Source organism: Streptomyces sp. NPDC051776, assembly GCF_040681345.1.
Classification (GTDB): domain Bacteria; phylum Actinomycetota; class Actinomycetes; order Streptomycetales; family Streptomycetaceae; genus Streptomyces.
In genome coordinates this window covers 9856-35667 of the sequence record NZ_JBFAYQ010000003.1, presented here as the reverse complement: position 1 = coordinate 35667, position 25812 = coordinate 9856, and the positions used below count along the sequence as shown (strand labels likewise).

At 72.2% G+C, this 25812-nt stretch carries 21 protein-coding genes and 1 pseudogene; 12 read left to right on the top strand and 10 right to left on the bottom strand.

The window, feature by feature from the left end:
- Window positions 1–164: 164 nt before the first annotated feature.
- The 4 genes from AB0M26_RS03645 to AB0M26_RS03630 all read right to left on the bottom strand — a co-directional run bounded on the left by AB0M26_RS03645 (window position 165) and on the right by AB0M26_RS03630 (window position 4896).
- Complete coding sequence (locus AB0M26_RS03645) at window positions 165–1808, bottom strand: serine/threonine-protein kinase (RefSeq protein WP_365253905.1); 1644 nt, start codon at window positions 1806–1808, stop codon at window positions 165–167.
- Between the two features lie 208 nt (window positions 1809–2016).
- A complete protein-coding gene (locus AB0M26_RS03640) occupies window positions 2017–2694 on the bottom strand; it encodes a DUF4232 domain-containing protein (RefSeq protein WP_365253902.1) in 678 nt (225 codons plus the stop codon).
- A gap of 202 nt (window positions 2695–2896) precedes the next feature.
- Entirely contained in the window at window positions 2897–4018 is a 1122-nt protein-coding gene (locus tag AB0M26_RS03635) for an aminopeptidase P family protein (RefSeq protein WP_365253899.1), read from the bottom strand.
- 251 nt (window positions 4019–4269) lie between these two features.
- Entirely contained in the window at window positions 4270–4896 is a 627-nt protein-coding gene (locus AB0M26_RS03630) for a LysE family translocator (RefSeq protein ID WP_365253897.1), read from the bottom strand.
- Window positions 4897–5055: 159 nt separating this feature from the next.
- Here AB0M26_RS03630 and AB0M26_RS03625 point away from each other — a divergent pair.
- A pseudogene (locus tag AB0M26_RS03625) lies at window positions 5056–5504 on the top strand (Scr1 family TA system antitoxin-like transcriptional regulator); the annotation flags it as partial.
- A gap of 146 nt (window positions 5505–5650) precedes the next feature.
- Window positions 5651–7708 carry a phosphocholine-specific phospholipase C gene (locus AB0M26_RS03620; protein WP_365253894.1) on the top strand — a complete coding sequence of 686 codons (2058 nt, stop codon included), beginning with the start codon at window positions 5651–5653 and terminating at the stop codon, window positions 7706–7708.
- A 479-nt stretch (window positions 7709–8187) separates the two neighbouring features.
- Here the strand turns inward: AB0M26_RS03620 and msrB are convergent, their stop codons facing one another.
- From msrB to AB0M26_RS03600, 4 genes are all read right to left on the bottom strand, one after another.
- Complete coding sequence (gene msrB / locus AB0M26_RS03615) at window positions 8188–8595, bottom strand: peptide-methionine (R)-S-oxide reductase MsrB (protein WP_365253891.1); 408 nt, start codon at window positions 8593–8595, stop codon at window positions 8188–8190.
- 13 nt (window positions 8596–8608) lie between these two features.
- A complete protein-coding gene (murC, locus tag AB0M26_RS03610; RefSeq protein ID WP_365253888.1) occupies window positions 8609–10030 on the bottom strand; it encodes a UDP-N-acetylmuramate--L-alanine ligase in 1422 nt (473 codons plus the stop codon).
- Window positions 10031–10167: 137 nt separating this feature from the next.
- On the bottom strand, window positions 10168–10635 hold the full coding sequence (locus AB0M26_RS03605; RefSeq protein WP_365253885.1) for an indole-3-glycerol phosphate synthase: 468 nt from the start codon (window positions 10633–10635) through the stop codon (window positions 10168–10170).
- Window positions 10636–10753: 118 nt separating this feature from the next.
- Window positions 10754–11539 carry a pyrimidine reductase family protein gene (locus AB0M26_RS03600; protein ID WP_365253877.1) on the bottom strand — a complete coding sequence of 262 codons (786 nt, stop codon included), beginning with the start codon at window positions 11537–11539 and terminating at the stop codon, window positions 10754–10756.
- 110 nt (window positions 11540–11649) lie between these two features.
- Between AB0M26_RS03600 and zapE the strand changes: the two genes are divergently transcribed.
- The 3 genes from zapE (at window position 11650) to AB0M26_RS03585 (ending at window position 15775) form a co-directional block, all read left to right on the top strand.
- Window positions 11650–12753 (top strand): cell division protein ZapE, encoded by a 1104-nt coding sequence (zapE, locus tag AB0M26_RS03595; protein ID WP_365253874.1) that lies wholly within the window; start codon window positions 11650–11652, stop codon window positions 12751–12753.
- Window positions 12754–13202: 449 nt separating this feature from the next.
- Window positions 13203–14573 carry an alkaline phosphatase PhoX gene (locus tag AB0M26_RS03590; RefSeq protein ID WP_365253871.1) on the top strand — a complete coding sequence of 457 codons (1371 nt, stop codon included), beginning with the start codon at window positions 13203–13205 and terminating at the stop codon, window positions 14571–14573.
- A 194-nt stretch (window positions 14574–14767) separates the two neighbouring features.
- Window positions 14768–15775: a polysaccharide deacetylase family protein gene (locus AB0M26_RS03585; protein WP_365253868.1), complete on the top strand. Its 1008-nt coding sequence runs from the start codon at window positions 14768–14770 to the stop codon at window positions 15773–15775.
- A gap of 15 nt (window positions 15776–15790) precedes the next feature.
- Here the strand turns inward: AB0M26_RS03585 and AB0M26_RS03580 are convergent, their stop codons facing one another.
- Together AB0M26_RS03580 and AB0M26_RS03575 are read right to left on the bottom strand one after the other, a co-directional pair.
- Complete coding sequence (locus tag AB0M26_RS03580; protein ID WP_365253865.1) at window positions 15791–15979, bottom strand: hypothetical protein; 189 nt, start codon at window positions 15977–15979, stop codon at window positions 15791–15793.
- Between the two features lie 295 nt (window positions 15980–16274).
- The gene (locus AB0M26_RS03575; protein WP_365253862.1) at window positions 16275–17078 is read right to left on the bottom strand and encodes a helix-turn-helix domain-containing protein; all 804 of its coding nucleotides are present in this window, start codon (window positions 17076–17078) and stop codon (window positions 16275–16277) included.
- Window positions 17079–17225: 147 nt separating this feature from the next.
- Here AB0M26_RS03575 and AB0M26_RS03570 point away from each other — a divergent pair, with 147 nt between their 5' ends.
- The 7 genes from AB0M26_RS03570 to AB0M26_RS03540 all read left to right on the top strand — a co-directional run bounded on the left by AB0M26_RS03570 (window position 17226) and on the right by AB0M26_RS03540 (window position 25595).
- The gene (locus AB0M26_RS03570; RefSeq protein WP_365253859.1) at window positions 17226–17834 is read left to right on the top strand and encodes a TIGR03086 family metal-binding protein; all 609 of its coding nucleotides are present in this window, start codon (window positions 17226–17228) and stop codon (window positions 17832–17834) included.
- 141 nt (window positions 17835–17975) lie between these two features.
- Entirely contained in the window at window positions 17976–18701 is a 726-nt protein-coding gene (locus AB0M26_RS03565) for a peptidyl-tRNA hydrolase (protein WP_365254516.1), read from the top strand.
- Window positions 18702–18870: 169 nt separating this feature from the next.
- Window positions 18871–19695: a DUF4142 domain-containing protein gene (locus tag AB0M26_RS03560; RefSeq protein WP_365253856.1), complete on the top strand. Its 825-nt coding sequence runs from the start codon at window positions 18871–18873 to the stop codon at window positions 19693–19695.
- A gap of 314 nt (window positions 19696–20009) precedes the next feature.
- Window positions 20010–21509: a DUF692 domain-containing protein gene (locus tag AB0M26_RS03555; RefSeq protein ID WP_365253853.1), complete on the top strand. Its 1500-nt coding sequence runs from the start codon at window positions 20010–20012 to the stop codon at window positions 21507–21509.
- A gap of 216 nt (window positions 21510–21725) precedes the next feature.
- On the top strand, window positions 21726–22481 hold the full coding sequence (locus AB0M26_RS03550; protein WP_365253850.1) for a DUF4142 domain-containing protein: 756 nt from the start codon (window positions 21726–21728) through the stop codon (window positions 22479–22481).
- 168 nt (window positions 22482–22649) lie between these two features.
- Window positions 22650–23474 (top strand): TIGR04222 domain-containing membrane protein, encoded by an 825-nt coding sequence (locus AB0M26_RS03545; RefSeq protein ID WP_365253847.1) that lies wholly within the window; start codon window positions 22650–22652, stop codon window positions 23472–23474.
- Window positions 23475–23936: 462 nt separating this feature from the next.
- Window positions 23937–25595 carry an alpha/beta hydrolase gene (locus AB0M26_RS03540; protein ID WP_365253844.1) on the top strand — a complete coding sequence of 553 codons (1659 nt, stop codon included), beginning with the start codon at window positions 23937–23939 and terminating at the stop codon, window positions 25593–25595.
- Window positions 25596–25812: the final 217 nt, after the last annotated feature.

Sequence of the window (25812 nt, the reverse complement as noted above, 5' to 3'; positions counted from 1 at the left end):
GCCGGGGGTGAGGGTCCCGTACACGTGGGAGTGACGTCCCGTACAGGCCGGAGTGACGCTCCCGTACGGGCCAGGGCAACTCCCCCGCGGGCCGGGCCCCGTCGACGTACCTCGCCGCACCCCCGCTCGCGTACGGCCGCCATGGCCCGCCATGGCCCGCCGCCTCAGCCGCGCAGGGCGTCCCAGGTCCTCTCGCCCACCTTGCCGTCGGCATCCAGTCCCTGGCTCTGCTGGAACTGCTTGACCGCCGCCTCCGTGTCCCGGCCGAAAACCCCGTCCACGCCGCCGGAGCCCACGTCGTACCCGCGGGCCTGGAGGATGCACTGCAGGGAGACGACGCTCCGGCCCTTGTCGCCCTTCCGTGTGAGGCGGTCCCCGGTGGACGGCGGACACGAATTCCACGGTGGGTCGTTTCCGGCCGGAGTCGTCGTCCCGGAGTCGCGTGTGGGCTCGGTCCTCGGCTCGTCCTTGTGCGACGCGGACGGGCTCGGGCTCTTCTTCGTCGGCGAGGGCGACGAGCCCTTCTTGCGGGGCTTCCCGGACTTCGTCCCCGAGGGGCCGGGCTCGGTGAACCTGGCCTCCGGCTGGTCAGGTTGAACGCGCGTGGCTCTGTCCTCCTGCGAGGAGCCTGATCCCGGGGACAGCAGCGCGAACGCGCCCGCTGCCACTGCGACCACCGCCGCCGTCGCCGCCCCGCCGACCAGCAGGGCCCGGCGGCGGCGCCTGAGTGGCGGCGTCCCCTGGACGATGGTGGGGTCGGCCGCCCCGGGCACGTCGGCGCGTCGGCGGTTCGCCCGCGCGCCTCCGCGCGGTGCGGTGACGACCCGGCCGGTCCACCCGGCGCGGGCGGCGACCATTTCGGCGACCGGGCCGGGCCAGTCCTGGGCGGGTGCGTGGCGACGCGCGATGTCGACGACCTCACGCGGCCTGGGCCGCCCCTTGACGCTCTTGCTGAGGCACCGGCCGATGAACTCGGCGAGTTCGGGGTCGGACTGCGCCACCTCACCGAGAACCTCCGCGTTCGGCTCCGTGCGGATCACGCGGTTGACGACGTCACCGGTCGCCCCGTCTCCGAACGGCGGCATGCCGGTTGCCGCAAAGGCCAGGACCGAACCGAGCGAGAAGACGTCCGAGAAGGAACTCACCTCCCGGCCCTCGGCCTGCTCCGGGGACATGAAAGCGGGTGTGCCCACCTGCTGGCCGGCCACGGTCAGCAGGGTGGCGTCCGTGCTGTGCGCGATCCCGAAGTCGATGACGCGCGCCCCGTCATGGCCCAGCAGCACATTGGAGGGCTTCAGATCGCGGTGGACGATCCCGGCATTGGCGATCGTCGACAGCGCCTCGCCGACCTCGCAGGCCAGCCGCCACACCACAGGGGCGGGCATCGGACCGTGTCGGCGCACCGCGACGTCGAGCCCTGGGCCCGGGACGTACGCGGTGGCCATCCACAGGTGTTCGTCCTCGTCGAAGCCCGAGCCGAGCAGCTCGGCCGTGTAACTGCCGTGCACCCGCCGGACGGCTTCGACCTCGCGCGCGAACCGGGTGCGGAATCCGGCGTCCTCGGCGTACTCCGGGCGGATCACTTTGACGGCCACCAGGGAGCGGGCGCCGTACGTTCCTGGTTCCGCCGTCTCCGGCTCCCTGGCCAGGAAGAGGCGGCCCATGCCTCCGCCGCCCAGGCGGGCGAGGACCAGGTACGGGCCGATGGCGACCGGATCCGTTCGCCGTAGCTCCTCGGCGCCGATCCGGCCGAGGTCGTCGGCGGTCAGCTCCGCTGTCCAGGGGTGGGCCGCATCCGTGGTGAACATGGGTTCCTGGTTCCCTCGTGAAGGTGGCGGGTCATGGAATGACGGCCGTGAGCCGCCCCCAGGGGCCGGGGTGACGGTCCGTCGGGTGCAGTGGGCCGGGGGGAGTACGGTCAAGTTCGGGGTCTCACCGGCCGGTTGAAGCAGCGGGACGGGGTCAGACGTGCGCCGGGGCGGCCGGTCGCCGCCGGGCGGGCGTCCGCCGTGTCGGTCACCGCTTGAAAGCGCCGAACTTCACCTTCGCCGGGGCGCATACGGTGAACCGGGCCGGGGCACCGCCCTCCTCCGTCACCTGGACACCGCGTGCCTCGTCCTTGGGAAGCGCGATCTCCACCTCGGACGCCTTGACCGGGCACGCTTCGGGGCTGCCCGTGCCGTCTGACGGGGTGTCGGTGTACTCGACGACGGCGGCGACCTGCCCGTGCGCCGGGATGTCGACGGCGTCGGAGCCCGCGGCCGAGTTGTCGGTCGAGAGCGAACCGTCCTTGCCCTTGTCGTCCTTGGCGGTCAGGTTCGTCGGGCCGGTCAGCGTGCACGGGGCGGACGAGGTGTTGCGGACGAGGACGGTGCCCTTCGCGGGTTCCAGGTCGGTCGCGTTCGTCGCGGAGGCCAGGAACCTGACCTCGGTCGTCTTGGTGGTGCAGGAGACCAGCGCATCGCCGCCCTCGCCGTCCCCGTCGTTGCCGCCGGTACTGGTGTCCGCGTCCCCGTTGGCCGAACTCCCGCCCGAAGCCGGGCCCTTGACGTCGCCTGAGGAGTCGGCCTCCGAGGGCGAGGCCATCTTCCCGGATCCCGAGGCGTCGCCGGAGTCCTCGGGGCCGCAGGCCGTCAGTGTCAGCGTGGCCAGTAGGGCAGCACCGGTGGCGGCGGTGAGGGCGCGCATGCGCATGGGGGGTCTTCCTCCGTCGTGGTCGCGTCGTGTCCCCGGCCATGCCATCCGCGGACCTCCCTTGCCCGGGGCCGCGATGGGACATGGCCACATGACGTAGGGATTGCCGCGGGGCCCCGAGTGGTTCAGCCACTCAGCCAGCCCTTCACGAATGTTTCACCGGGGCCCAATCCCTTGGTCACACACGGCAGATGATGCGCCGTCACTCGACGACGGCGAGCTCCCGCGCGGTGTTGTTCAGCCGACGCCCGCCGTCTTCCGTGACCGTGACGATGTCCTCGATCCGTACGCCGAACCGGCCGGGCAGATAGATCCCCGGCTCGACGGAGAAGCACATGCCGGGTACGAGCGGCTGCTCCTCGCCCTCGACCATGTAGGGCGGCTCGTGCGTGGTCACACCGATGCCGTGCCCGGTGCGGTGGATGAAGCGCTCCCCGTACCCCGCCTCGGTGATGACCGCCCTCGCCACCCGGTCCACCTCCTGGCAGGCGATACCGGGCCGCACCGCCTCGAACGCGGCCTGTTGCGCCTCGCGTACGACGTCGTGCACAGCCTGCTCCTCCGCGGACGGGTCGCCGACGTGGACCGTGCGGGAGGTGTCGGAGCCGTAGCCGTGCCTGAGCCCGCCGAAGTCCAGGACGACCATGTCGCCCGGCTCGATGACCCGGTCGCCCGCCTCGTGGTGCGGGTCCGCGCCGTTGGGCCCGGAGCCGACGATCGTGAAGTCGACCTGGGAATGGCCGAGTTGGGTCAGAAGATGGGCCAGCTCGGTGGCGATGTCGCTCTCCCGGCGGCCGGTGAAGCGGACCCGGAGAATCTCCTCGTACGCGACATCCGCGGCCGCGGCCGCCGCGGCCAACCGCTCCAGCTCGGCGGCGTCCTTGATCGCGCGCAGCATGGGCAGACAGTCGGTGAGAGCACGGTACGACGTGGCGGGCAGGGCACTCTGCAGCGCAAGGAGGTGCAGGGCCCAGGTGTTGTCGCTGACGCCGTAGCGGCCCGCGGGGTCGAGCAGTGGCGCGGCGACCCCGTACGGATCCTTGCCGTCGGGCCAGTCCTGGAGGGAGAACGCGCCTGCCCCCGCCGCCCGCTCCGCGTCGCCGCGCTCCAGCGTGGGCACCACGAGCACCGGCTCCCGGCCCGGGACCAGAACGAGCAGGGTGAGCCGCTCGGTGGCCGCCGGCTGGTAGCCGGTGAGATGGACGAGGTCCGGCCCCGGGGACACCAGCAGACCCGCGAGCCCCGCCTCCGCGGCCGCGCGCACGGCGTTGTCCATCCGGGCGGCGTAGACCTCACCGGTGAACGGGGCGGGCGTCGCGTCCATACGGCCTCCTCCTCGCGGTCGGCTCCGGTGCCGCCCCGCGGCCCGGCGCTCGGGGATACCGGCCCGCAGGCGGCTTCACTCCTTCAGCATCGCAGCCCGTGCGCCTCCCGGCCCGGCATGTGCTCGAGCCGTGATCCGGCCGGGCAGGGCGGGCACCTGGCAGGACGGGGCGGGCGCTGGGCGGGCCGGGCCACCCGACGGAGCCGGCCGGGCCACCCGACGGGGCCCGGCGGGGCCGGGGCCCGCCGCGCTCAGCTCTCCAGGGCCATCCGGACGCCGAGGGCCACCAGGACCCCACCCGAGATCTGCTCCATGCGGCGGCGCACCACGGCACGGTCGAAGAGCTTCTTCATCCGGCCGACGCACCACACGTAGACGCTGTAGTAGCCGATCTCGTAGACGGCCCACAGGGCTGCGAGCCCGACCATCGTGGGCAGCTCGGGGGCCCCGTCCGGCACGAACTGGGGCAGGAAGGACATGGCGAAGATCGCCGCCTTCGGGTTCGCCATGTTCATCAGCAGCCCGCCCCGGTACGAGCGCCATGACGATGTCACGACCTCACGCGTGGGCACCCCCGCCTCGCCGCCCTTGCCATGCCGACGGGCCGAGCGGATCGCCTGGATCCCGAACCAGACCAGCACCACCGCGCCGACGATCCGCATCGTGTCGTACGCGAGCCGGGAGGCCTCCAGCAGCGCCGTGAGCCCGAAGGCCGCGACGACGCCCCAGATGAAGACCCCTGTCTCGTTGCCGAGCACGGTGAGGAAACCGGCGCGCTTGCTCTGCAGCGACTGCCGGATGATCAGGACAGTGCTCGGACCGGGCGAGGCGGCGATGAGGGTGCAGGCGCCGAGGAAGGCGATCAGGGTGCTCAGCATCAGGCCATCGTGGCCGGGACGGCGCCATCCCGCCAGTCAATTATCGGATGACTCAGCCACCTGGCCGTCGTACGCAGGGTCAGCGCACGGGAACCCTGAGTGGACAACTGCCGTAACGGACGGTGACCATGGGCGAGTTGGGCTCAGGGAGGGACGAACATGCCGAGCAGCAACGAGCCGGAGCCGATGGACAGCCTGAAGGCGTTCGTGGCGGTGGCGAAGGTCCTCCGCGAGCGAGCGCGGCTCACCCAGGACGAACTGGCCCCCTCGTCCGCTACTCCGCCGAGACGGTCGCCTCCATCGAGCAGGGCCGCCGCTTCCCGCAGCCGGAGTTCATCGAGCGGGCGGAGGACGCGCTGGACGCGTTCGGGGCGATGCGGGCGGCAGCCGGGTACCTGACGCGGCGGCCGGGGCTGGCGTCCTGGTTCCGGCAGTGGGCGAGCCTTGAGGAAGAGGCCGTCAGCCTCTGCATGTACGAGTGCCGGGCGATCCCCGGGCTGTTGCAGACGGAGGCGTATGCGCGAGCCGTGTTCCACAGCCGGGTGCCACCGCTGGCCGACGAACAGAGCGATAGCCAATTGGCCGCGCGCCAAGAACGCCAGCGCGTCGCGGCCCGGGGCTGAACCCGTACCTCCGGCCGCCGCCGGAGAGCCGGGCAGAATAACCGCGCCGACATGGTGTTTTCCTCAGCATTGCCACCCGTAGGCTGCCCTGCGATCGACACTTTCCGAGCGGCCACGGAGGTCAGCCCCCCATGTCGGAACTCAATCGCCGGCGCTTCATGCAGCTCGCCGGCGGCACAGCGGCGCTCAGCATGCTGTCCCTCAGCATCGATCGCGCGACCGCGATCCCCGCGGACCGCCGCTCCGGCACCATCGACGACATCGAGCACATCGTCGTGCTGATGCAGGAAAACCGCTCCTTCGACCACTACTTCGGCTCGCTGCGCGGCGTGCGCGGCTTCGGCGACCCCCGGCCCGCGCCGCTTCCGAACGGCAAGTCGGTGTGGCACCAGGCGAACGGCGACAAGGAAGTGCTGCCGTTCCGGCCCGAGGTGGAGAACCTCGGAATGCAGTTCCTCCAGGGTCTCAACCACGACTGGGGCGGTGGCCACCAGGCGTGGAACAACGGCAAGTACGACCAGTGGATACCCGCCAAGACGCCGACCACCATGGCGTATCTCACGCGGGAGGACATCCCCTTCCACTACGCGCTCGCGGACGCCTTCACAGTGTGCGACGCGTACCACTGCTCGATGATCGGCGCGACCGACCCCAACCGCTACTACATGTGGTCGGGTTATGCGGGCAACGACGGCACCGGTGGCGGGCCCGTGCTCGGCAACGAGGAGCTGGGGTACGGCTGGACGACCTACCCCGAGCGCCTGGAGAAGGCCGGGATCTCCTGGAGGATCTACCAGGACATCGGCGACGGCCTGGACGCGGACGGCAAGTGGGGCTGGATCGACGACGCCTACCGCGGCAACTACGGCGACAACTCCCTTCTTTTCTTCAACAATTACCGCAATGCGAAAACCGGTGACGTCCTCTTCGAGAAGGCCCGTACGGGCACCAATGCCAAGGAGGGCGACGGCTACTTCGACCGCCTCAAGGCCGATGTGAAGGCGGGCAAGCTCCCGCAGATCTCCTGGATCGCGGCGCCGGAGGCATTCACCGAGCATCCCAACTGGCCCGTGAACTACGGCGCCTGGTACATCGCGCAGGTCCTCGACGCGCTCACCTCCAACCCCGAGGTGTGGAGCAGGACGGCCCTGTTCATCACCTACGACGAGAACGACGGCTTCTTCGACCACGTCATGCCGCCGTTCCCGCCGTCATCGGCCGCACAGGGCCTGTCCACGGCCGATGTCAGCGGTGACCTCTACGCGGGCGGCGAGAAGTACGAGGCCGGGCCCTACGGGATGGGGCCGCGGGTGCCGATGCTCGTCGTCTCGCCGTGGAGCAAGGGCGGTTACACCTGCTCCGAGCTGTTCGACCACACCTCGATCCTCCGGTTCATGGAACGCCGCTTCGGCGTGAAGGAGCCGAACATCTCGCCGTGGCGGCGCGCCATCTGCGGCGACCTCACCTCGGCCTTCGACTTCGGGAGCACGGACCCCGGCTCGGTCCCGCTGCCGGACACCGACGCCTATGAGCCGCCGGACCACGAGCGGCACGACGACTACGTCCCGGAGGTGCCCGCGAACCCGGCCCTGCCCAAGCAGGAGGCGGGCTCGCGGCCCACACGGCCGCTGAAGTACGCGCCGGTGGTGGACGCTTCGGTGACCGCCTCGACCGGGCGGATCACGCTGGAATTCGGCGGCGGGGACGAGGCGGGCGCCGCGTTCACGGTCACCTCCGGGAACCGCACCGACGGGCCGTGGGTGTACTCGACCGGGGCGGGCAAGACGCTCTCCGATACCTGGAACACAACCAACTCCCAGGATGCGTACGACCTTTCGGTGTTCGGGCCGAACGGGTTCCTGCGCACCTTCAAGGGCCCGGGAAGGACCGCGGGCCCCGAGGTGACGGCACGTCATGACGCCCGTACGGGCAACCTCGACCTGAAGCTGACCAACCAGGGCGGCTCGGACGTCAACCTCACGGTGGACAACGCGTACGGCGGGCAGCCCGAGACGTTCAAGGTCCGCGCGGGCGCGACCGTCACGCACACTGTCGAGCTGCGCCGCAGCAAGCGCTGGTACGACGTGTCGGTGACCTCCGAAGGCGACGACGGCTATCTGCGCCGTTTCGCGGGCCATGTCGAGACCGGCCGCCCGGGCGTCAGCGATCCGGCGACGATCACGGCCTGACCGGTCGCACGGCGCGTGGGGCCCGCGAGGTGGCGGGCCCCACGCCATGTGGTGGTCGCCTCCGCCGATCCGACCGGCGGCAACCGCTCCGCCGCCGGTCGAATCACGGGATCACGGGATCACGGGATCACGGGATCACGGGACCACTGATCACGGAGCGGAAACAGAGAGTGCGGGCGCCCCGTACGACGCCCAACGCCCTGCGACGGCCTCACGTTCGGCCGCCTTGAGGGCCGCCACCCCGGCACGGATGGTCGTGTGGCGGTACTGGTGCCGCAGGCGGAGCGTGGGCATACCCTCCGCACGCATCGCGGCGGAACTCTTCACGACGACCACTCCAGTACGCCGTCCCCGAAGCCGTCCCGGTCCCCGAAGCCGTCCCGGTCTCCGCTGCGGTACGTCCTGCCCCCGTTGCAGGGATCGGGCAGGAACCGCTCCGCAGCGCGACATCGTGGCTGACCCCCGATGCGCGAGCGTGATCAGTCTTCCTCCGGGATCAGCCGGAGCGAGATCGAGTTGATGCAGTACCGCTGGTCCGTCGGCACCGGGTAGCCCTCGCCCTCGAAGACATGGCCCAGATGGGAGCCGCAGCGGGCGCAGCGCACCTCGGTGCGGACCATTCCGAAGGACCGGTCCTCGATCAGTTCGACCGCGTCGGAGTCCTTGGGGTCGTAGAAGGACGGCCAGCCGCAGTGCGAGGCGAACTTGGTGCCGGAGCGGAACAGCTCGGCGCCGCAGGCCCGGCAGGCGTAGACCCCGGTCGTCCTGGTGTCCGTGTACTCGCCGGTGAAGGCGGGCTCGGTGCCGGCCTCGCGGAGCACCTTGTACTCCTCGGGGGACAGCTCGGCGCGCCACTGCTCGTCCGTCTTCCGGACTTCGTAGGCCATCTCGGCTCTCTCCTCAGCTCTCCAGGCGGGCGAGGATCCCGGGACCGAGATCGGTCACGTCGCCCGCCCCCATCGTGAGAACGAGATCGCCGGGCCTCGCCATTCCTGCAATGACCTCCGGCACGGCGCCCATGTCGTGCACGGCGCGCACATCGGCACCGCCCGCCGCGGCAGCGTCGATGATCAGGGCGCTGGTGACGCCGGGGACCGGGTCCTCGCGGGCCGGATAGATGTCGAGGACGACGGAGGCGTCGGCGAGGGCGAGCGCCGCGCCCATCTCCTTGCCCAGTTCCTGGGTGCGCGAGAAGAGGTGCGGCTGGAAGACGACGAGGATGCGGGAGTCCTCCCCGGCGGCGCCGCGCAGCGCCTCCAGGTCGGCGTTCATCTCGGTGGGGTGGTGGGCGTAGGAGTCGATGACCTGGACGCCGCGCGCCTCGCCCTTGAGCTGGAGGCGGCGGCCGACACCGGTGTACGCGGTGAGGGCGTGCGCGAGGGCGGAGGGCGCGACGCCGAGGCGGACACCGGCGGCGAGCGCGGCGACGGCGTTGTGGGCGTAGTGGCGGCCGGGGACGGAGACGGCGAACGTCAGCTCCTCGGCCGTCCCGCCGGACCCGCTCCCCTCGGCACCGAGGACGACGGTGACCTCGCTCGTCATGCCCTTGGGGGTGATCTGCCGGATCCGGACGTCGGCGCCCACGTCCTCGCCGACGCGGACGATGGTCAGGCCATCGCGGCCCGCGACGCGGCCCGCCAGCTCGCGGGCGCCGGAGTGCTCGCCGACGATCAGGCAGCCGCCGGGCCGGATCCGGTCCACGAACGCCCCGAAGGACTCGTAGATCTCGTCCAGCGAAGCGTAGTTGGCGTGGTGGTCGAGTTCGACGTTGAGGACGATGGCGACCTCGGGGTCGTACTTCTGGAAGCTGCGGTCGCTCTCGTCGGCCTCGGCGACGAAGATCGCGCCCTCACCGTGACGGGCGTTGGTGCCGGGGCCCGCGAGGTCGCCGCCGATGGCGTACGAGGGGTCCAGGCCCAGCTCGGTCAGTGCCACGGCCAGCATGGAGGTGGTCGTGGTCTTGCCGTGCGTCCCCGCGACGGCGATCGGGCGCTCGGTGTGCATCAGCGAAGCGAGCGCGTCGGAGCGATGGACGACGGGGATGCCCAGCTCCGCGGCGCGGACCAGCTCGGGGTTGTCGGCGCGGATCGCGGAGGAGACCACGACGCTGGTGGCGTCGTCGGCCAGATGTCCGGCGGCGTGACCGATGTGCACGGTCGCGCCGAGCGTGCGCAGCGACTGTACGGTCGCCGACTCCTTGGCGTCGCTGCCCGCGACCTTGGCACCCCGCTGGGCGAGGATCTTCGCGATGCCCGACATTCCGGCGCCGCCGATGCCGATGAAGTGCGGTCGGTCCATGGCGGAGGGGATGCCGGATGTCATGCGTGCGTCTCCCGGGTCGATGTGGCTGTGCGAGTCCGTACGGGCCGGGCCGGTGGGTGCGGTGCGCCGGGTCCGGCGCCTGCGGTCCTCGCGACCGGTGCTCGCGGTACGCGCGGTACTCGCTGTGCGGGGTCAGCCTATTCGGTGTGGGCGTACAGCTTGAGCACCGGGACGCCGACCTTGTGACGGGCGCGTGAGGTCCAGTCGCGGTGGAAGAACTCCTCGACCAGGTGCGGACGCGTCAGCACGATGACCTCGTCGGCCCGGGTCTCCTCGACGACCGAGCGCAGCGTGTCGACCGGGTGCTTCTCGGTGATCCGGCCGACGGCCTGGCTGCCGGCGGCCCGCAGCGCTTCGAGTGAGTGCTGGAGCGCCCGCTCCGCGGGCTGGAGGGCTTCCCGGCCCTCGGGCTCCTGCCCCTCGCGCACGGCCTCGTCGAGTTCGCCGAGCGCCACGTCGTCGAGTGCGCGTAGCAGCCGGTCCTGGTCGCCCTGTGGCTGCATGAGGACGATGAAGGACGTCGGCTCGTCGCCGTGCAGGCTGGTGACCAGTTCCACATCGGTCGGAACCAGCGGCTTCTCGATCATGAGTACGGTCGTGAACACGGCAGGACCCTCCGTCCTCGCGGGTCGCGGACTGTCGTCCCGGGCGATACGGAAACGGCTTTACGGAACGGCTCCGCGGAAACCATTGTCCGCACCACGGGGGGATTGCGACCACAGGTCAGATGCGACGGTATCGGGTGAAAAGGAAGCCGGCCTCTTCCAGCGCGGACGCAAGGGTGAATCGCTCGGGGTCGGGCATGGCGTGCCCGTCCATGATCCGCGGCGCCGCGCCCACCGTGACGACCGGGGCGATGGTCAGACACAGCTCGTCGAGCACCCCGCTGCACGCGAACTGCCCGAGCAGACGCGGGCCGCCCTCGGTCAGCAGACGGGTGTGCCCGCGGTCGGCAAGCGCCTGCACGGCCCGCTCCGGGTCGATGCCCTCGCCGTCCCCGGCCACGATCACATCGGCACCGGCGGCGCGCGCCCGGTCGGCGCGATCGGCGTGGTGGGCGGCGCCGGTGAGCACGATGGTGGGCAGGAGCGGCTCGGCGAACAGCGGGCTCGAGAAGTCCAGGTCCAGACTCGCGGTGACGACCGCGATCACCGGCGCGGGCGGCTGGCCGAACCCGGCACGCCGCTCGGCGAACGCCTTGCGGGCACGTGCGGGGCGGTAGCCCTCCTGGCGTACGGTCTCGGCGCCGACGACAACGACGTCGGCGAGCCCGCGCAGGACGCCGAAGATCCGCATGTCGGCGTCGGAGGACAGCGGCTGGGAATGCCCGTCGTGGTGGGCGGCCCCGTCGAGCGACGACACCATGTTGGCGCGCAGCCAGGCCCGCCCGGAGGCCCCGGGCCCCCCCGGATACGCATACGCGTCGGCGAGCTCGTCGATGCCCCACGCTCGATCGGCGAGCGCTTCGGGCGCATCGGTCGCGGTACCGGGCGGGAACAGGCGTCGCATGCGGGCAGTCTGACACGCTGCGGCGACCGGACGCCGGGACGCCCTCGCGGCCCGGAGAGGACCGGCACGGTTTTCTGGGGTCCTGACCCCAGGGATTACTCTGAGGAGCTGTGTCTTCATCCGTCTCCGCTTCCGGTCCGGCCCCCGCCCCCGTCCCCCGTTCCGACGGGAGCCCGCTCGCGCTGGGCGGCCGGGAGCCGCTCGTGCCCGCCGAGCGTCTCGTGGCGGAGATGGTGCCGCCCCCGCGGTTCGACTCGGTGCGGTTCGACACCTACGTGCCCGACGCATCGCAGCCCAGCCAGGCCGAGGCCGTCACCGTGCTCAGCGGGTTCGCCGCCGGGATCGGCGGGGCGAGCGCGTCACAGGGCGGCAAGCGGCGCTGGTTCGGCAGGAAGCCCGCGACCCCGGCCGGGCCCCGCGGCGTATACCTCGACGGCGGCTACGGGGTCGGCAAGACGCACCTTCTCGCCTCTCTCTGGCACGCCACGGCCGCGGCGCCCGAGCTCAAGGCGTTCGGCACGTTCGTGGAGCTGACCAACCTCGTCGGCGCCCTCGGCTTCCAGCAGACCGTCCGAACCCTCAGCGGCCACCGTCTGCTCTGCATCGACGAGTTCGAGCTGGACGACCCGGGCGACACCGTCCTCGTCTCGACGCTCCTCGGGAAGCTCGTCGACGCGGGCGTCGCTCTCGCCGCGACGTCCAACACACTGCCCGGCAAGCTCGGCGAGGGCCGCTTCGCCGCCGCCGACTTCCTGCGCGAGATCCAGGGACTGTCCGCACACTTCCGGCCACTTCGGATCGACGGCGAGGACTACCGCCACCGCGGGCTGCCGGAGGCCTCCGCTCCGTACGACGACGAGCAGGTCACCCGCGTCGCGTACCGCACCACCGGTGCCTCGCTCGACGACTTCCCCTCCCTCCTCGCCCACCTTGCGCGCGTGCACCCCAGCCGATACGGCGCGCTCTGCGACGGCGTCGAGGCCGTCTGCCTCACCGACGTGCGGGCCGTACCCGACCAGTCGACGGCGCTGCGGCTGGTCGTCCTGGCCGACCGGCTGTACGACCGCGAGGTGCCGGTGGTGGCGTCCGGGGTGCCCTTCGACCGGATCTTCGGCGAGGAGATGCTCAAGGGCGGCTACCGGAAGAAGTACTTCCGCGCCATCTCGCGGCTCACCGCCCTCGCGCGCGACGCCAAGCCGCTGGTCGGGGCCTGAGCCCTCGCCTCTGCCCTTCCGGCTCGGCGGGACAGGGTTGTACGGCGGACTTCCGGCGGAGCAGCGCATGGGCAAGGCAAGGTGCTGTCAGGGGGAGTTGGCGGATCATGCCCCTCATGTGCCCCGGGCCCTCGACTGCAGGGGCCCCGCCTGTCGTGCGGCACCGGACGCCGTAGCCCGCGGGAGCAGTGCGGGCACCAGGGTGACGGAGCGTCGGCTTCGGCCGTTCGGCGTCGCGCCGGTCGCGGCCCCACCGGCCGCGTCCGCGCCCGGTGGTCAGAGGAGGCCCCCGGGCCCCTCACCTGCCGGCGCGGCGCGCCGGATCGCGAAGGCGGGCGTGCGGGGGGCGCGCGACGGGGGCGCGATGGCAATCTTGAAGGTTCCCGTGGGACACACCACGTGATACACACGGCATGGTCATATCTCTGTCCGCCAACAGGGAGTTGCCCATGTCTGCCACACGACGTCAGGTCCTCGCCCGTTCCGGGGCGCTGGGGGCGGGAATCGCCTTCGCCGGGACCATCTCGGAAATTTTCGCCGGTACTTCGGCCACCGCCCACGACTGGGGCGGAGAGGCGGGGTACGGCCCGCTCGTCCCCGACCCCGACGGCCTGCTCGACCTTCCCGAGGGGTTCCGCTACACCGTCCTGTCCCGCGAGGGCGACGAACTCCGTTCAGGGCAGGGCAAGGTGCCCAGCAACCACGACGGCATGGCCGCCTTTCCCGGCCGTGACGGCCGCACCCACCTGGTGCGCAACCACGAGAACCGGGTGGACGCCAAGATCCGCGTCCCGGCCGTGAAGGGGCTCACGTACGACCCGGAGGGTCTGGGCGGCTGTACGGCCCTGGAGCTGGGCCGGGGCAACCGCGTCCTCGGCGAGCAGGTCGCCATCGCCGGTACCGCGGTGAACTGCGCGGGCGGCCGCACCCCCTGGCACACCTGGCTGACCTGCGAGGAGACCGAGGACCGGGCCGGTACGAACGGCTACACCAAGGACCACGGCTTCATCTTCGAGGTCGACCCGTACGACCCGCGCCACACCTCCCCCGAGCCGCTCACCGCCATGGGCCGCTTCCAGCACGAGGCGATCGCCGTCGACCCCGACAGCGGCGTGGTCTACGAGACGGAGGACGCCTTCGAGAAGCCCTTCGGGCTGTTCTACCGCTTCCTGCCCGAGAAGCCGCTCGGCGGCAGGGGCTCGCTGCACGCGGGCGAGCGCCTCCAGGCGATGCGCGTACCGGATGTGAAGGATCTGTCCGTCGTTCAGGAGACGGGCACGACGTTCGACCGCATCGAGTGGGTGGACGTACCGGACCCGCTGGCCGGCGAGACCCCGATCCGATTCCAGGACTTCGGGCCGAAGGGCATCACGCACGCCCAGAAGCTGGAGGGCTGCTACTGGGGCGGGCGCTGCGTCTACTTCGTCTCCAGTTTCGCCAAGAGCGCGGATGGGTCGGCCGCCGACCACTTCGGCCAGATCTGGCGGTACGACCCGAAGCACCGCCGGCTCACCCTGGTCGTCGTCTTCGGCCCGGACACGGACGTGCAGATGCCCGGTGAGGAGCCCGACAACATCACGCTCGCGCCGGGCGGCGGCCTGATGGTCTGCGAGGACGGCGAGGGCGCGCAGCACGTCTTCGGGCTGACCAAGCGCGGGAAGGTCTACGCGATGGCGCGCGGGCGGCAGAACATCGGCACTCCGGAAGATCCGGCGTGGGGCGAGTTCGCGGGGGTCACGTTCTCCGCCGACGGCTGCTCGATGTACGTCAACTGCTACACCCCCGGCACGACGTTCGCGGTGACCGGCCCCTGGCGCTGACGCTTCCGCCACAGCGGTTGCCGCACGGGGCGCCGCATGCGGTCACTCCCCTGCCGTCCGGCGCGAGGACGGGCGGCGGGGGATGCGGGCGGAACGCCGGCCGTACCCGTCACCGCGATCGGGGGCAGGTGAGCGGGGACCCGATCGGAGGTGGAAGACATGCCGACACAGGAGCTTGATTTTACGCTCCGAACATGATCCAACACTTTTCGCAACAGCCCGGCACGCGTGCACGCCGACGGGCTGCCTCGGCCCTGATGCCGCTGCTCGCACTCGCACTCGCCGCCTGCGGCGGCACGGACGACGGCGGAAGCCGCGCGGCGGACCCTGCCATATCCCCCGCCGCCTCCGACCCGGCCGATCACGGCCGCTTCGAGGAGGCGGGCCCGGCGGCGGGCGCTCCGGCGGCGCCCACCCTCCCGGCGGCGGACGGCCGTGCGGCGGTCTTCACCCGGAGCACGGGCGACGGCGACAAGGTCGTGGCTCTCACCTTCAACGCCGACATGTCCCCGGAGCACGCGACACGCGCAGCCGGCGGCGAACGCTTCGACAACCCCCAACTCGTCGCTTCCCTGCGGAAGTTGAACGTACCGGCGACCATCTTCATGACCGGCAGGTGGGCGGACGAGTACCCGGACCAGGCACGCTCACTGGGCCGTGACCCGCTCTTCGAGATCGGCAACCACAGCTACGGCCTCGGCTCCTTCTCCGGGCCGTGCCGCGCGGGCATGCCGCGTGTCGACCGGGGGGCGATGCGCCAGGAGATCGACCGCGCGTACACGGCGATCCGCCGGGCCGGAGTGCCGGACCCGGTCCCGTACTTCCGCTTCCCCGGTGGCTGCTTCGACGACGGGGCGCTGCGGGCGGTCGCCCCGGCCCGGGTGACGGCGGTGCAGGGGGACGTACTGAGCGGGGACGCCTCCACTCGCTCCGCGGACCGGGTGGCGGAGCAGGTGCTTTCGCAGGTGAAGCCCGGCTCGGTGGTGGTCATGCACGCCACGCTCAGCCGGGCGCCTGCGACCGAGGCCGCGGTGCGGCGCATCGTCCCCGAGCTGCGGGCGCAGGGCTATCGATTCGTTCGTGTCTCGGAGCTGATCAGCCGTACGCGGAACGAGGGCCGGGGGCAGGCCGCCCAGGACGCGCCTCAGGAGCAGCACCCGGTCCGTGGCCAGGACCAAGTCGCGGGCAGGGAAAGGGAGTAGACGGGCCGGCATTCGTCAGCCACCGCAGGACTCGCGCTCGGCCTCCTGCCACTCGCAGACCGGGCAGAGGGTCGCACCGGGATCCGCGGCCCCGTACTCGGTGGGCTCGCCGCACAGCACGCAGTCGGCGTGCGGAGGCCCGGGCGCGGGCCGGGCTTCCCGGTCGGTTGGGCCGGTGTCCCCGCCGTTCCCGTGCGCGTCCATGGGGATTTCCACCTCCTCGGTCGCCGCGGCCCGTCCGGCGATCCGTCTCGCTACGAGCCGCACGTTCCAGTGTGCCTCCGGTCCTGACCGAACCGGCGGGGGCTCCGCGAGTTGCGCGTGCGCGCGGGCCCGCGCGACCGGACGGCTGGACGGCTGGACGGCTGGACGGCTGGACGGCCGCTGAAGCGTGACGGGAACGGGCGGTTGACGGCCGCTGAAGCGTGACGGGGACAGGCGGCCCCGGTGCAGAAGTCGTCCGGCGCCGCGCTCGGCACGCGTAGATCCGGCGCCGCACTCAGCGGACGTACGCCGTCGGCGGGACGCCGATCGTTGCCGTGAAGTCACGGACGAGATGGGCCTGATCGCTGTAGCCGAGTTCGGCGGCCAGCGCGGCCCAGTCCACCCCCGTCGTGGCCGTGGCGGAGCGCTCCAGCGCCTCGTGGATGCGGTAGCGCAGGATGACCCACTTCGGACTGACGCCGACGTACCCGGCGAAGAGCCGCTGCAGACCGCGCACCGACAGCCCCTCGGCCCGGGCGACCTCCGACACGCGCCGCAGGGTGCGGTCCGTACGGATGCGCTGGGCGACGGCCATGGCCAGGTCGGCGTGCGGATCGGGCTGCGGGCGCCGGTCCAGGAGGAAGGCGTCGAGCGCGGCGACGCGGGCGTCCTCCTCGTCGGGGCCGAGGACGGCGGACGGATCACCCCCGGCGCCCTCGAAGACCTCGCCGAGCGGCAGCCGCCTCCCCGTCCACCGGGAGACGGCCCGGCCGGAGGCGAAGGGACGGAAGCCGCCCGGCCGGAACTGCACCCCGCACACACGCCCGGTGGCTTCCAGCTTCTGTGTGAACAGCTCCAGCCCGATGCCCGCGACCTCCGCGAAGGCGGGGCGGCCGGCGAAGCGCTGGAAGACGACGTTCACGGAAGGGTGGGGGACGACGTGGGTGGCGTACGGCTCGGACAGGTCCCAGTCGATGAGCCAGTAGTGCTCGAGATACGGGCGGAGCGGCAGGGCGGGCTCGCGGCGGCGGAAGCGTACGCGCGCGAAGAGCTCCGGGGCGTCGATGATGCCCCGGGTGTCGCGCCGCGGTGCCGCCATACCGGCGATCCTATGCCGCGCACCCCCTCGCGCCAGGTGTGCGGTGGACCGGGTATCCGGGGACTGCCCGGCCCTCGGGGGTACCCGCGCACGAGGTGTCGCGTTTGTTCAAGCCCGGGCGTTCCGGTCGCTCGTACCGTCGTACCCATGACGACCCCGATCAGCGAACGGCTCGACGCGGCGGCACGGCAGGCCGTGCCCGTGGTGCGCGGTGTGGACGACGACCGGCTCGGAGACCCGACGCCGTGCGCCGAGTACACCGTGCGGGACCTGCTCAACCACCTCTTCCACGTGGTCGTCGGCTTCCGGTCGATCGCCGCGCGCGAGGACGCCGACTTCACCACCACGCCCGACTACCTCGACCGTGACTGGCGCTCCCGGTTCGCGGAGGAGACCGGTCGGCTCGTGGCGGCCTGGGGCGTTCCGGGAGCCGACGAGGGCGTGGCGGGGAGCATGAATCTCCCGGCGCGGACCCTGGGCAGCATGGCGCTGCTGGATCTGACGGTGCACGCCTGGGACCTCGCGCGGGCGACGGGCCAGGAGTTCACCCCGGACGCGGAGAGCATCCGCACGCTCGACAGGCTCATCGAGGAGACGGGTCCGACGGCCCGGAAGATGAAGGTCTTCGGCGAGCCCGTCGCCGTACCTGAGGGTGCCGCGCCGTTGGAGGTGCTTCTCGCGGCGACGGGCCGCGATCCCGGTTGGAGCCCCGGGCCCGTGCCTGACGTCTACTCACATCATGAGTACGGTGCCTGACGCGCGCCCGGGGCCGGCTGGCAGACTTGGCGCGTGACCAGTGCCGACGCATCAGGCCGTCCCGCCCATCGCCCCGGTCCCGCCCGCACCGCCGCCCCGGCCGGACGCGGCGTCGCGGGCAGCAGCCCCTTCGAGCACGGGGTGGCCGCGCGCGACTCCGCCCCGCAGTTCGTGCTGCCCTTGGTGATCCGGATCGAGAAGGCCGCGCGCCCGGCACGTACGGACGCGTTGGAGGCGGCCGCCCGCGCGGTCCTCGTCCTGCTGACCGACGAGCGGGCGGTACGCGTGGACGGCGCGTGGTTCACGGCCGTACGGGACTGGCAGGACGCAAGGATCCGCAAGGTCGTCCGTCGGGCGCGCGGCGCCGAGTGGCGGCGGGCCGAGGCGCTGCCGGGCGTCACGGTCACGGGCGCGGAGGCGGAGGTACGGGTCTTCCCGCCGGTGCCGCTCGACGGGTGGCCGAAGGAGCTGGCGAAGCTGCAGGTGTCGGGCACCGAACTGGACGACCCGGAGCCGCCGTCCGCGCCCGCCGCGGACGTTCCCGTGCTGTGGCTCAGCCCGGAGATCTCCATGTCGGCGGGGAAGGCCATGGCACAGGCGGGGCACGGAGCGCAGCTCGCCTGGTGGCAGCTGGCGGACGCGGAGCGGGAGATGTGGCGTTCGTCGGGCTTCGCGCTGGCGGTGCGCACCGCGGAACCCGCGCGCTGGGCGGAGCTCACCCGCAGCGGACTGCCGGTCGTACGGGACGCGGGCTTCACCGAGATCGCGCCCGGCTCGTGCACGGTCGTCGCCGACCATCCGGCGCTGCGGAAAACAGCCAAGCCGGGCAAGCCGGGCGCGACGCGCCGCTTGCCGGAAGCCGGCTGAACACGGGGCGCCGCCACTCCGTATCCCCCTGCGCCACCCGGCCTGCCCCGAGCGGACGGGGTCGCGGGTTGACCTGCCACTCGGTTGGCGCTTGGCTTACGCAACTCGACTCCCGGCGGCCGGCCGGGGCCTTTTGCACGTGCGCCGCGAGAGGAGGATGCGAGCAACCGTGCGACACGTCAACGGAACGAAGCTCGTCATCGCAGCCCTCGTCGCGACGCTCGGCGCGCTGCTGTTGCCGCTCTGGTCCTACGCCGACCGTACCGGCACCGGCCAGTCGGAGCTCGAGGCCGGGACGGTGGCCACCGAATGGGGTCCGCTCTCCGCCGGGGACCGGGACTTCCTGGTCAAGGTGCGGCTCGCCGGGCTCTGGGAACTCCCCGCCGGACAGCAGGCGCTCCAGCGCGCACCCACCAAGGCGATACGCGACTGCGGCGACCATCTGATCGTCGGGCACACGGACCTCGACGAGCGTGTGCGGTACGCGGCGGGCAAGCTCGGCGTCGGGTTGCCGAACCAGCCGAACGAGCAGCAGCAGGGCTGGCTGCGCGAACTCACGGAGGCGCAGGGCACCGCGTACCAGCGGAAGTTCGCCATGCTGCTGCGCTCCGCGCACGGCAAGTTCTTCGGTCAGATCGGCCAAGTCCGAAACAACACGCGCAATGCCTTGGTCCGCCGCCTCGCCGACGCCGCCAACGTCACGGTGCTGGACCACATCACGATGCTGGAGCGGACCGGAATGGTGGACTTCGACTCCATCGCCAACGATGCGGCCAACGCCCCGCCGGCGAGCCCGACCGGCCCGCCGCCGCCCACGTCCACGGTCGTCCCCGTACCGATTCCCGTCGTGCCGGAGGACGGCGTCAGGACGACGTCGCGGCCGTCGCCCAGCCCGACGGGCGAACCCACGGCCGACTCCACGAGGGCACCGCGGTTCGGTTCGCGGGCGGGAAGCGGCACGGACCACGGCCCCGGCGCCGACTACGACGACTGACGCGACGGGAGCACCGGGGAGTCCCGGCGGAAGCCGGTCACACGGTCCGACGGGCGGAAGCCGGTCCCATGGTCCGCGGCGGGCCCCTGCCGGGGGCACCGCGGCCGCTGCGTGTCAGGAGCAGCCGGAGAAAGGTCCTGTCACACGTCGGTATGCCGGTCGCCAGGAGGCCGTGACGGGTGGGGGAACCCCGCGTCCGCGGGGGCCGTCGAACCTCAAATCAAGCTCTGAACCATGGCTCGCCAGGATTCGACCGGGCGTGCCGGGGCCATCACCCGGGCACCTGTCGAACACGCGAGGGGAGGAGGCCGACCATGGAGAAACTGGGTACGGGCATCGGATGGCGGCCCGAGATCGCCGGCACGGTGGCGGAGCTGCCCGGCCTCGACTGGGTCGAGGTGGTGGCGGAGAACATCTGCCCCGGCCACCTCCCCGAGCCGCTGCGGCGGCTGCGCGAACGCGGCACCACGGTCATCCCGCACGGTGTGTCCCTCGGCCTGGGCGGAGCCGAACGCCCCGACCCCGAGCGCCTCGCCTCGCTGGCCGAGCGCGCCCAGGCGCTGGGCGCACCGCTGGTCACCGAGCACATCGCGTTCGTACGGGCGGGCGGGGCGCTGACCGCGTCGCCGCGCCTGGAGGCGGGCCATCTGCTGCCGGTACCGCGGACCCGCGATGCGCTCGACGTGCTGTGCGAAAACGTCCGTATCGCCCAGGATGCGCTGCCGGTGCCGCTGGCGCTGGAGAACATCGCCGCGCTGATCTCCTGGCCGGGTGAGGAGATGTCCGAGGGGCAGTTCCTGGCCGAGCTGGTGGAGCGTACGGGCGTGCGCCTGCTCATCGATGTGGCCAACCTCCACACCAATCACGTCAACCGCGGGGAGGACCCGGCGAAGGCGCTGGACGAGCTGCCGGTCGAGGCCATCGCGTACGTGCACGTGGCGGGCGGCGTCGAGAAGGACGGCGTCTGGCACGACAGCCACGCACATCCGGTGACCCGGCCGATCCTGGACGTCCTCGCGGAGCTGCGCACGCGTGTCGACCCTCCGGGCGTACTTCTGGAGCGGGACGAGGACTTCCCCGCGGCCGAGGAGCTGGGGGATGAACTGGCCGCGATCCGCGCGGTGCTGGAGGCGGGTCCCGGTGTCGCGGACCCCGAGTGGGCCGGCCGCGGGGGCCGGGAGTCCGTACGGTCCGGCCGCGGGGGCCGGGAGTCCGTACGGTCCGGCCGCCGCGGCACGGACGGCCCGGCCGGAGCGGGACCGGGTGGCCGTACCGCGGTCCCGCCTGCGGCGGAGAGCGCACGCCAGCGGGTGGGGCTGGCCCAGGCCTCGCTGCTGTCCGCGCTCGTGGCGGGAACCCCGGCCCCGGAGGGCTTCGACCGGCGGCGGCTGCGCGTCCAGAGCCGTGCGCTGACCGCCAAGCGGGCCGATGTCGTGGCGAAGGTGGCACCCGAACTGCCGGACATCCTCGGCACGGCGTACCGGGAGGCGTTCCTCGGCTATGCGCAGCGGCACGCGATGGCCGGCGGGTACCGCCAGGACGCGCTGGACTTCGCCGAATACCTACTGGCCCTGCCCGCGGGGCCCGGCGCGAACGACAGCACGACCGCGAAGGACACGAATGGCGAGGGCGGCACCGCGGCCAGGGTCGGCGCGGCCGTGCAGCGCACGGCGCGCAACCCGGTCGCGGACCCTGCCGTACGGCGGCGGCTCCACACCTGGTGGCTGGAGCGCTCCGGACCCACGCCGCTGCCCGCCGGCCGCTTTGCGCGGATGCTGCGCACGGCTCTGCGAGGACGCGTACGGGCGGCGTGACTCCGGGCTGCCACCGAGTTCCGTCGGCTCCACCGGGTTCCGCCGCGTCCATCGGGCTCCCACCGGTCCGCCGAGTTCCGCCGGGTTCCATGGAATTCCGCCAATTCGCCGGGTTCCATCGAATTCCGCCGCGGGTGGCGGAGGGTGAGATTCCGCGAATCGGCACGGGATCATCGTCGGTCGCACTACCGTGCGGTGCCGCAGGAGGCACGCACCATGCGATTCACGAACAGCACGGGGCTGGTCCTCGCCGCGCTGACCGCGACGCTCGCAGCCCTCGTCTTCCCCATCTGGACGTACCACGACAGATCCGGCACCGGCCTCGCCCGACTGGAGGCGGGGACCGTCACCACGCGCTGGGGCCCGCTCTCTGCCGCCGACCGCGACTTCATCGTCCGGGTCCGGCTGGCAGGACTGTGGGAACTGCCCGCCGGAGAGCAGGCCATGGAGCGTGCGCCGACCCCGGCGGTCGCGAAGGCCGGCGAGCACCTGGTGGAGGGCCACGCCTTCCTCGACGCCCGGGTCCGGGAGGTCGCACAGCGGCTCGGCATGGAGATCCCGGCGGAGCCGAACGAGCAGCAGCAGCGCTGGCTGGGCGAGCTCACCGCGGCGTCCGGCACGGTCTACGCGTGGAAGTTCGCGAACATCCTGCGCATGGCGCACGGCAAAGTGTTCGCCCTTGTGGCGCAGATCCGGCACACCACCCGTAACAGCCTGGTCCGCGAACTGGCCGACGACGCCAATACGACCGTCCTCGACCACATCTCCGCGCTCGAACGCACCGGCCTGGTCGACTTCGACGCCATCGCCACGGAAGAGGCGGACCATGCCACCCCGCCCCCCACGGGCCCGCCGCCCCCGTCCGCGCCACCGGCCTTCTCGCCTCCGCCCGCCGGTACGGCCGTCCCCGCACCGAGCTTTCCGCTGCCGCCGCCCGCAACGCTTCCGGAGAAGCCGCGGAAATTCCAATAGCCCGATACGTAACACATGCGGCAGAGCGGACGAATACCAACGAACCATGACCATGGGCGATACGGAGGAGAGCAGAGCGCGACACGCATCGTGACGCTCGGCAGTTCCCGCGTCCGCATCGTGGAAGAAGACTGGCGCTTCGTGGCGCCCTCTCAGTAGAACTCCGGTATGTGGGTTCTGTTCCTCCTCGTCGCCTGCGCCACCGCCGTCGCCTCGGCGGTGCGTCTGGTCCACGCGGCGTCCGCGGCCTCGCGTGTGCCGGGCCGCGCGGCGGGAGCGGTGTTCACCGCCGGCGACCGTGACACGGAACTTCCCACCGCGGCAGCCGTCTCGGTCTACGAGGCCGCATTCCTGGCCGGAGGCCCGCGCCGGGTCGCCGATCTGACACTGCTCTCGCTGGCCCGCCAGCGCCGACTGCTGCTCGCCCACACCGGATGGGCCACGGTGGTCGACCCCGAGGGCGGTGACGACCTCGAACGCTCGGTGATCACGGCGATAGGCCCGGACGGCCAGTCCAGGGTCTCCGCGGTCCGTACGGCACTTGCGGCCGCCGACGCCGTACGGGCGCTCGCCGACCGTCTGGTCGCGGCAGGGCTCGCCGTCCCCTCCTCGGCCGTCACCAACATCGCCACCGCCGTGCGGCAGGCGCAGTTCGCCGGTCTGCTGGTGCTGCTGACCGGCGCGGTGTCCCTGTTCATGCTGCCGCCGCAGGCCGGAGCCGCCCCGGTCGTCGCATGGTTCGCGCTGCCCCTCGTGCTCGTCTCGGGCGCCCTGGCCATCGCGCAACTCGAGATGCGTACGAGCAGCCTGTGGGCGTCACCGGCGGGCATGCGGTTGCTGGGACGGATCGCCGCCGACTCCGCGAGCCGGAGCGGCGACGGAGCCGCGGGTCTCACCGCGTTCGCCGTACGCGGGCCCGCGGCCCTGAAGGACCCCGAACTCCGCGCCGCGCTCCAGGGCAGTGGAGACACCCGCCGCCGCCCGGAGAACTGAGCACCACCCGCCGCCGCCCGGAGAACCGACCACCACCCGCCGCCGCTCGGAGAACCGACCACCACCCGCCGCCGCTCGGAGAACCGACCACCACCCACTGCCGCTCGGAGAACTGACCACCGGGAGACGGCGAACGCCCTGGTGCCCCCCTATGGCCCGGCGCCGGCACCGCCGGCCGACGCCTCCCCTCCCCGCCCGCGGGTCGGGGCCCCTCACGCGCCGCACACCCCGCCGAACCGCTCGGCCGACCGAGTGACCGCCACGTGTCAGTGACCGGCCGCGGCGATCACCGCCGACAAGATGATGAACGGCCCGGTTCCCCCGCTCCTTCGAGCCGCCACCGACCGGGTCTCAAACCCCGTCGCCGCGTCCCGCCCGGCGAGGCCGGAGCGGCGCGTCCATCACATCCGGTTGAAACGGACGTTCCCGATGAAACGGCACGTCCAGACGAAGGGATGACGCGTGAGAGCAGTAGCGCTGTACGGCGCCCTCGGGTCGCTGGTCCTCACCGCACTCGCCACCGCCCCCGCCGGCAGCGCAACTCCCCCGCGCGCACCGGGCGACCCCATCCCGGCCGAGGCCCCCTGGAGCGTTCCGGACGACACCACGCCGGAGGCCCGCGGCACCGCCGCCGCGGCGGCTCGCGCCGCCGCGAAAGGCATCACCTGGGGCCGCTGCCACAAGACGGAGGACCTGCAGAAACCGGTGCAGTGCGGGACAGTGTCCGTACCGCTGGACTACGCCGAGCCCGACGGCAGAAAGATCTCCCTCACCGTCAGCCGCGTCCGCGCCACCGCCCCGCAGAAGGAGCGCCAAGGCGCGCTGGTCTTCAACCCGGGCGGCCCCGGCGCCTCCGGCATGCAGTTCCCGCTCTACGCCCAACTGCCGGGGTGGCAACCGGTCGCCAAGGCCTACGACTTCGTCGGCTACGCACCGCGCGGCGTCGGCCGTTCCGCGCCGCTGTCCTGCCAGAGCGCCGCCGAGTTCGTCAAGGCCCCGACCAACTCCCCCATCCACCCGGACGAGGAGCACAAGACCCTCCGCAAGAACCGGGCCAAGGACTACGCGCGCGGGTGCTCGCTCCACGGCGGCGCCACCCTCCGGCACTACACCTCGCTCAACAACGCCCGCGATCTCGATGTGCTGCGGGCCGCCCTCGGCGAGAAGAAGCTCAACTTCATCGGGGCCTCGTACGGCTCGTACTTCGGTGCCCTCTACGCATCGCTCTTCCCCGGCCACGTCCGCCGCATGGTCTTCGACAGCGCGGTCAACCCCGACCCGGCCCAGATCTGGTACCGCAACAACCTCGACCAGTCCAGGGCGTTCGAGAGCCGCTGGGCCGACTGGCGCCGCTGGGCCGCCAAGCACGACGACGTCTACCACCTCGGCCGTACGCAGCAGGAGGTGCTGAGCTCGTACGAGAAGGCACGCACGCGCATCGAGCGCACCCCGGCCGGCGGAAAGATCGGCTCGGCACAGCTCCAGTCGGCGTTCCTGAAGGTCGGCTACTACGACGCGTTCTGGGCTCGCCGGGCGTACGCGCTCTCGGAGTACCTGCGCGGCAACGACAAGCCGTTGGTCGAGCAGGCCCAGCCGGAGGCGGGGTCCGCGGAGGCGGAGGAGAACGCCAACGCCGTCTACACGGCCGTCGAGTGCAACGACGCGGCCTGGCCCACCGACTGGCGCGTCTGGGACGAGGACAACACCCGGCTCGCCCGCACCGCCCCGTTCGAGACCTGGGACAACGCCTGGATGAACCTGCCCTGCGCGTACTGGACGGAGCCCCGGCAGAAGCCTCTCGACGTACGGACGGCCGCGGGCGTGCTGCCGCCGGTGCTGATCCTGGCGGCGGAGCGGGACGCGGCGACGCCGTACGCGGGCGCCCTGGAACTGCAGCGCAGACTGACCGGGGCGTCGCTGGTCACCGAGCGCCGCTCGGGCACCCACGGCATCGGCGGCGGTGACAACGCCTGCATCAACCGCCACTGGGAGACGTATCTGCTGACGGGCCGGACGCCGGGGCACCACGCGGCGTGCGGGCCGCACACCGAGCCCAAGCCGGAGAAGGAGGCGCAGCAGGAGCGCCGCGACCGGCGCGCCATCCCCAGGCCGGTGATCTGACCAGGAGAGAGGGCGAACTCCCGGATCACGGCGACGGCCGGGCCCCACGCGGGGTCCGGCCGTCGCCGTGTCCGAGACGGTCGCTGTCCCCGGGACGTTCGCCGTGTCCGAGACGGTCGCCGTCCCCGGGACGTTCGCCGTGTCCGAGACGGTCGCCGTCCCCGGGACGTTCGCCGTGTCCGAGACGGTCGCCGTCCCCGGGACGTTCGCCGTGTCC

Coding starts and splice junctions, on each gene's coding strand:
- AB0M26_RS03575 (WP_365253862.1), bottom strand. CDS start 17,078: ATGGCGGCACCGCGGCGCGACACCCGGGGCATCATCGACGCCCCGGAG.
- AB0M26_RS03555 (WP_365253853.1), top strand. CDS start 20,010: ATGGAGAAACTGGGTACGGGCATCGGATGGCGGCCCGAGATCGCCGGC.
- msrB (WP_365253891.1), bottom strand. CDS start 8,595: ATGGCCTACGAAGTCCGGAAGACGGACGAGCAGTGGCGCGCCGAGCTG.
- AB0M26_RS03545 (WP_365253847.1), top strand. CDS start 22,650: ATGTGGGTTCTGTTCCTCCTCGTCGCCTGCGCCACCGCCGTCGCCTCG.
- AB0M26_RS03635 (WP_365253899.1), bottom strand. CDS start 4,018: ATGGACGCGACGCCCGCCCCGTTCACCGGTGAGGTCTACGCCGCCCGG.
- murC (WP_365253888.1), bottom strand. CDS start 10,030: ATGACATCCGGCATCCCCTCCGCCATGGACCGACCGCACTTCATCGGC.
- AB0M26_RS03640 (WP_365253902.1), bottom strand. CDS start 2,694: ATGCGCATGCGCGCCCTCACCGCCGCCACCGGTGCTGCCCTACTGGCC.
- AB0M26_RS03550 (WP_365253850.1), top strand. CDS start 21,726: ATGCGATTCACGAACAGCACGGGGCTGGTCCTCGCCGCGCTGACCGCG.
- AB0M26_RS03620 (WP_365253894.1), top strand. CDS start 5,651: ATGTCGGAACTCAATCGCCGGCGCTTCATGCAGCTCGCCGGCGGCACA.
- AB0M26_RS03590 (WP_365253871.1), top strand. CDS start 13,203: ATGTCTGCCACACGACGTCAGGTCCTCGCCCGTTCCGGGGCGCTGGGG.
- AB0M26_RS03580 (WP_365253865.1), bottom strand. CDS start 15,979: ATGGACGCGCACGGGAACGGCGGGGACACCGGCCCAACCGACCGGGAA.
- AB0M26_RS03570 (WP_365253859.1), top strand. CDS start 17,226: ATGACGACCCCGATCAGCGAACGGCTCGACGCGGCGGCACGGCAGGCC.
- AB0M26_RS03585 (WP_365253868.1), top strand. CDS start 14,768: ATGATCCAACACTTTTCGCAACAGCCCGGCACGCGTGCACGCCGACGG.
- AB0M26_RS03600 (WP_365253877.1), bottom strand. CDS start 11,539: ATGCGACGCCTGTTCCCGCCCGGTACCGCGACCGATGCGCCCGAAGCG.
- AB0M26_RS03645 (WP_365253905.1), bottom strand. CDS start 1,808: ATGTTCACCACGGATGCGGCCCACCCCTGGACAGCGGAGCTGACCGCC.
- AB0M26_RS03630 (WP_365253897.1), bottom strand. CDS start 4,896: ATGCTGAGCACCCTGATCGCCTTCCTCGGCGCCTGCACCCTCATCGCC.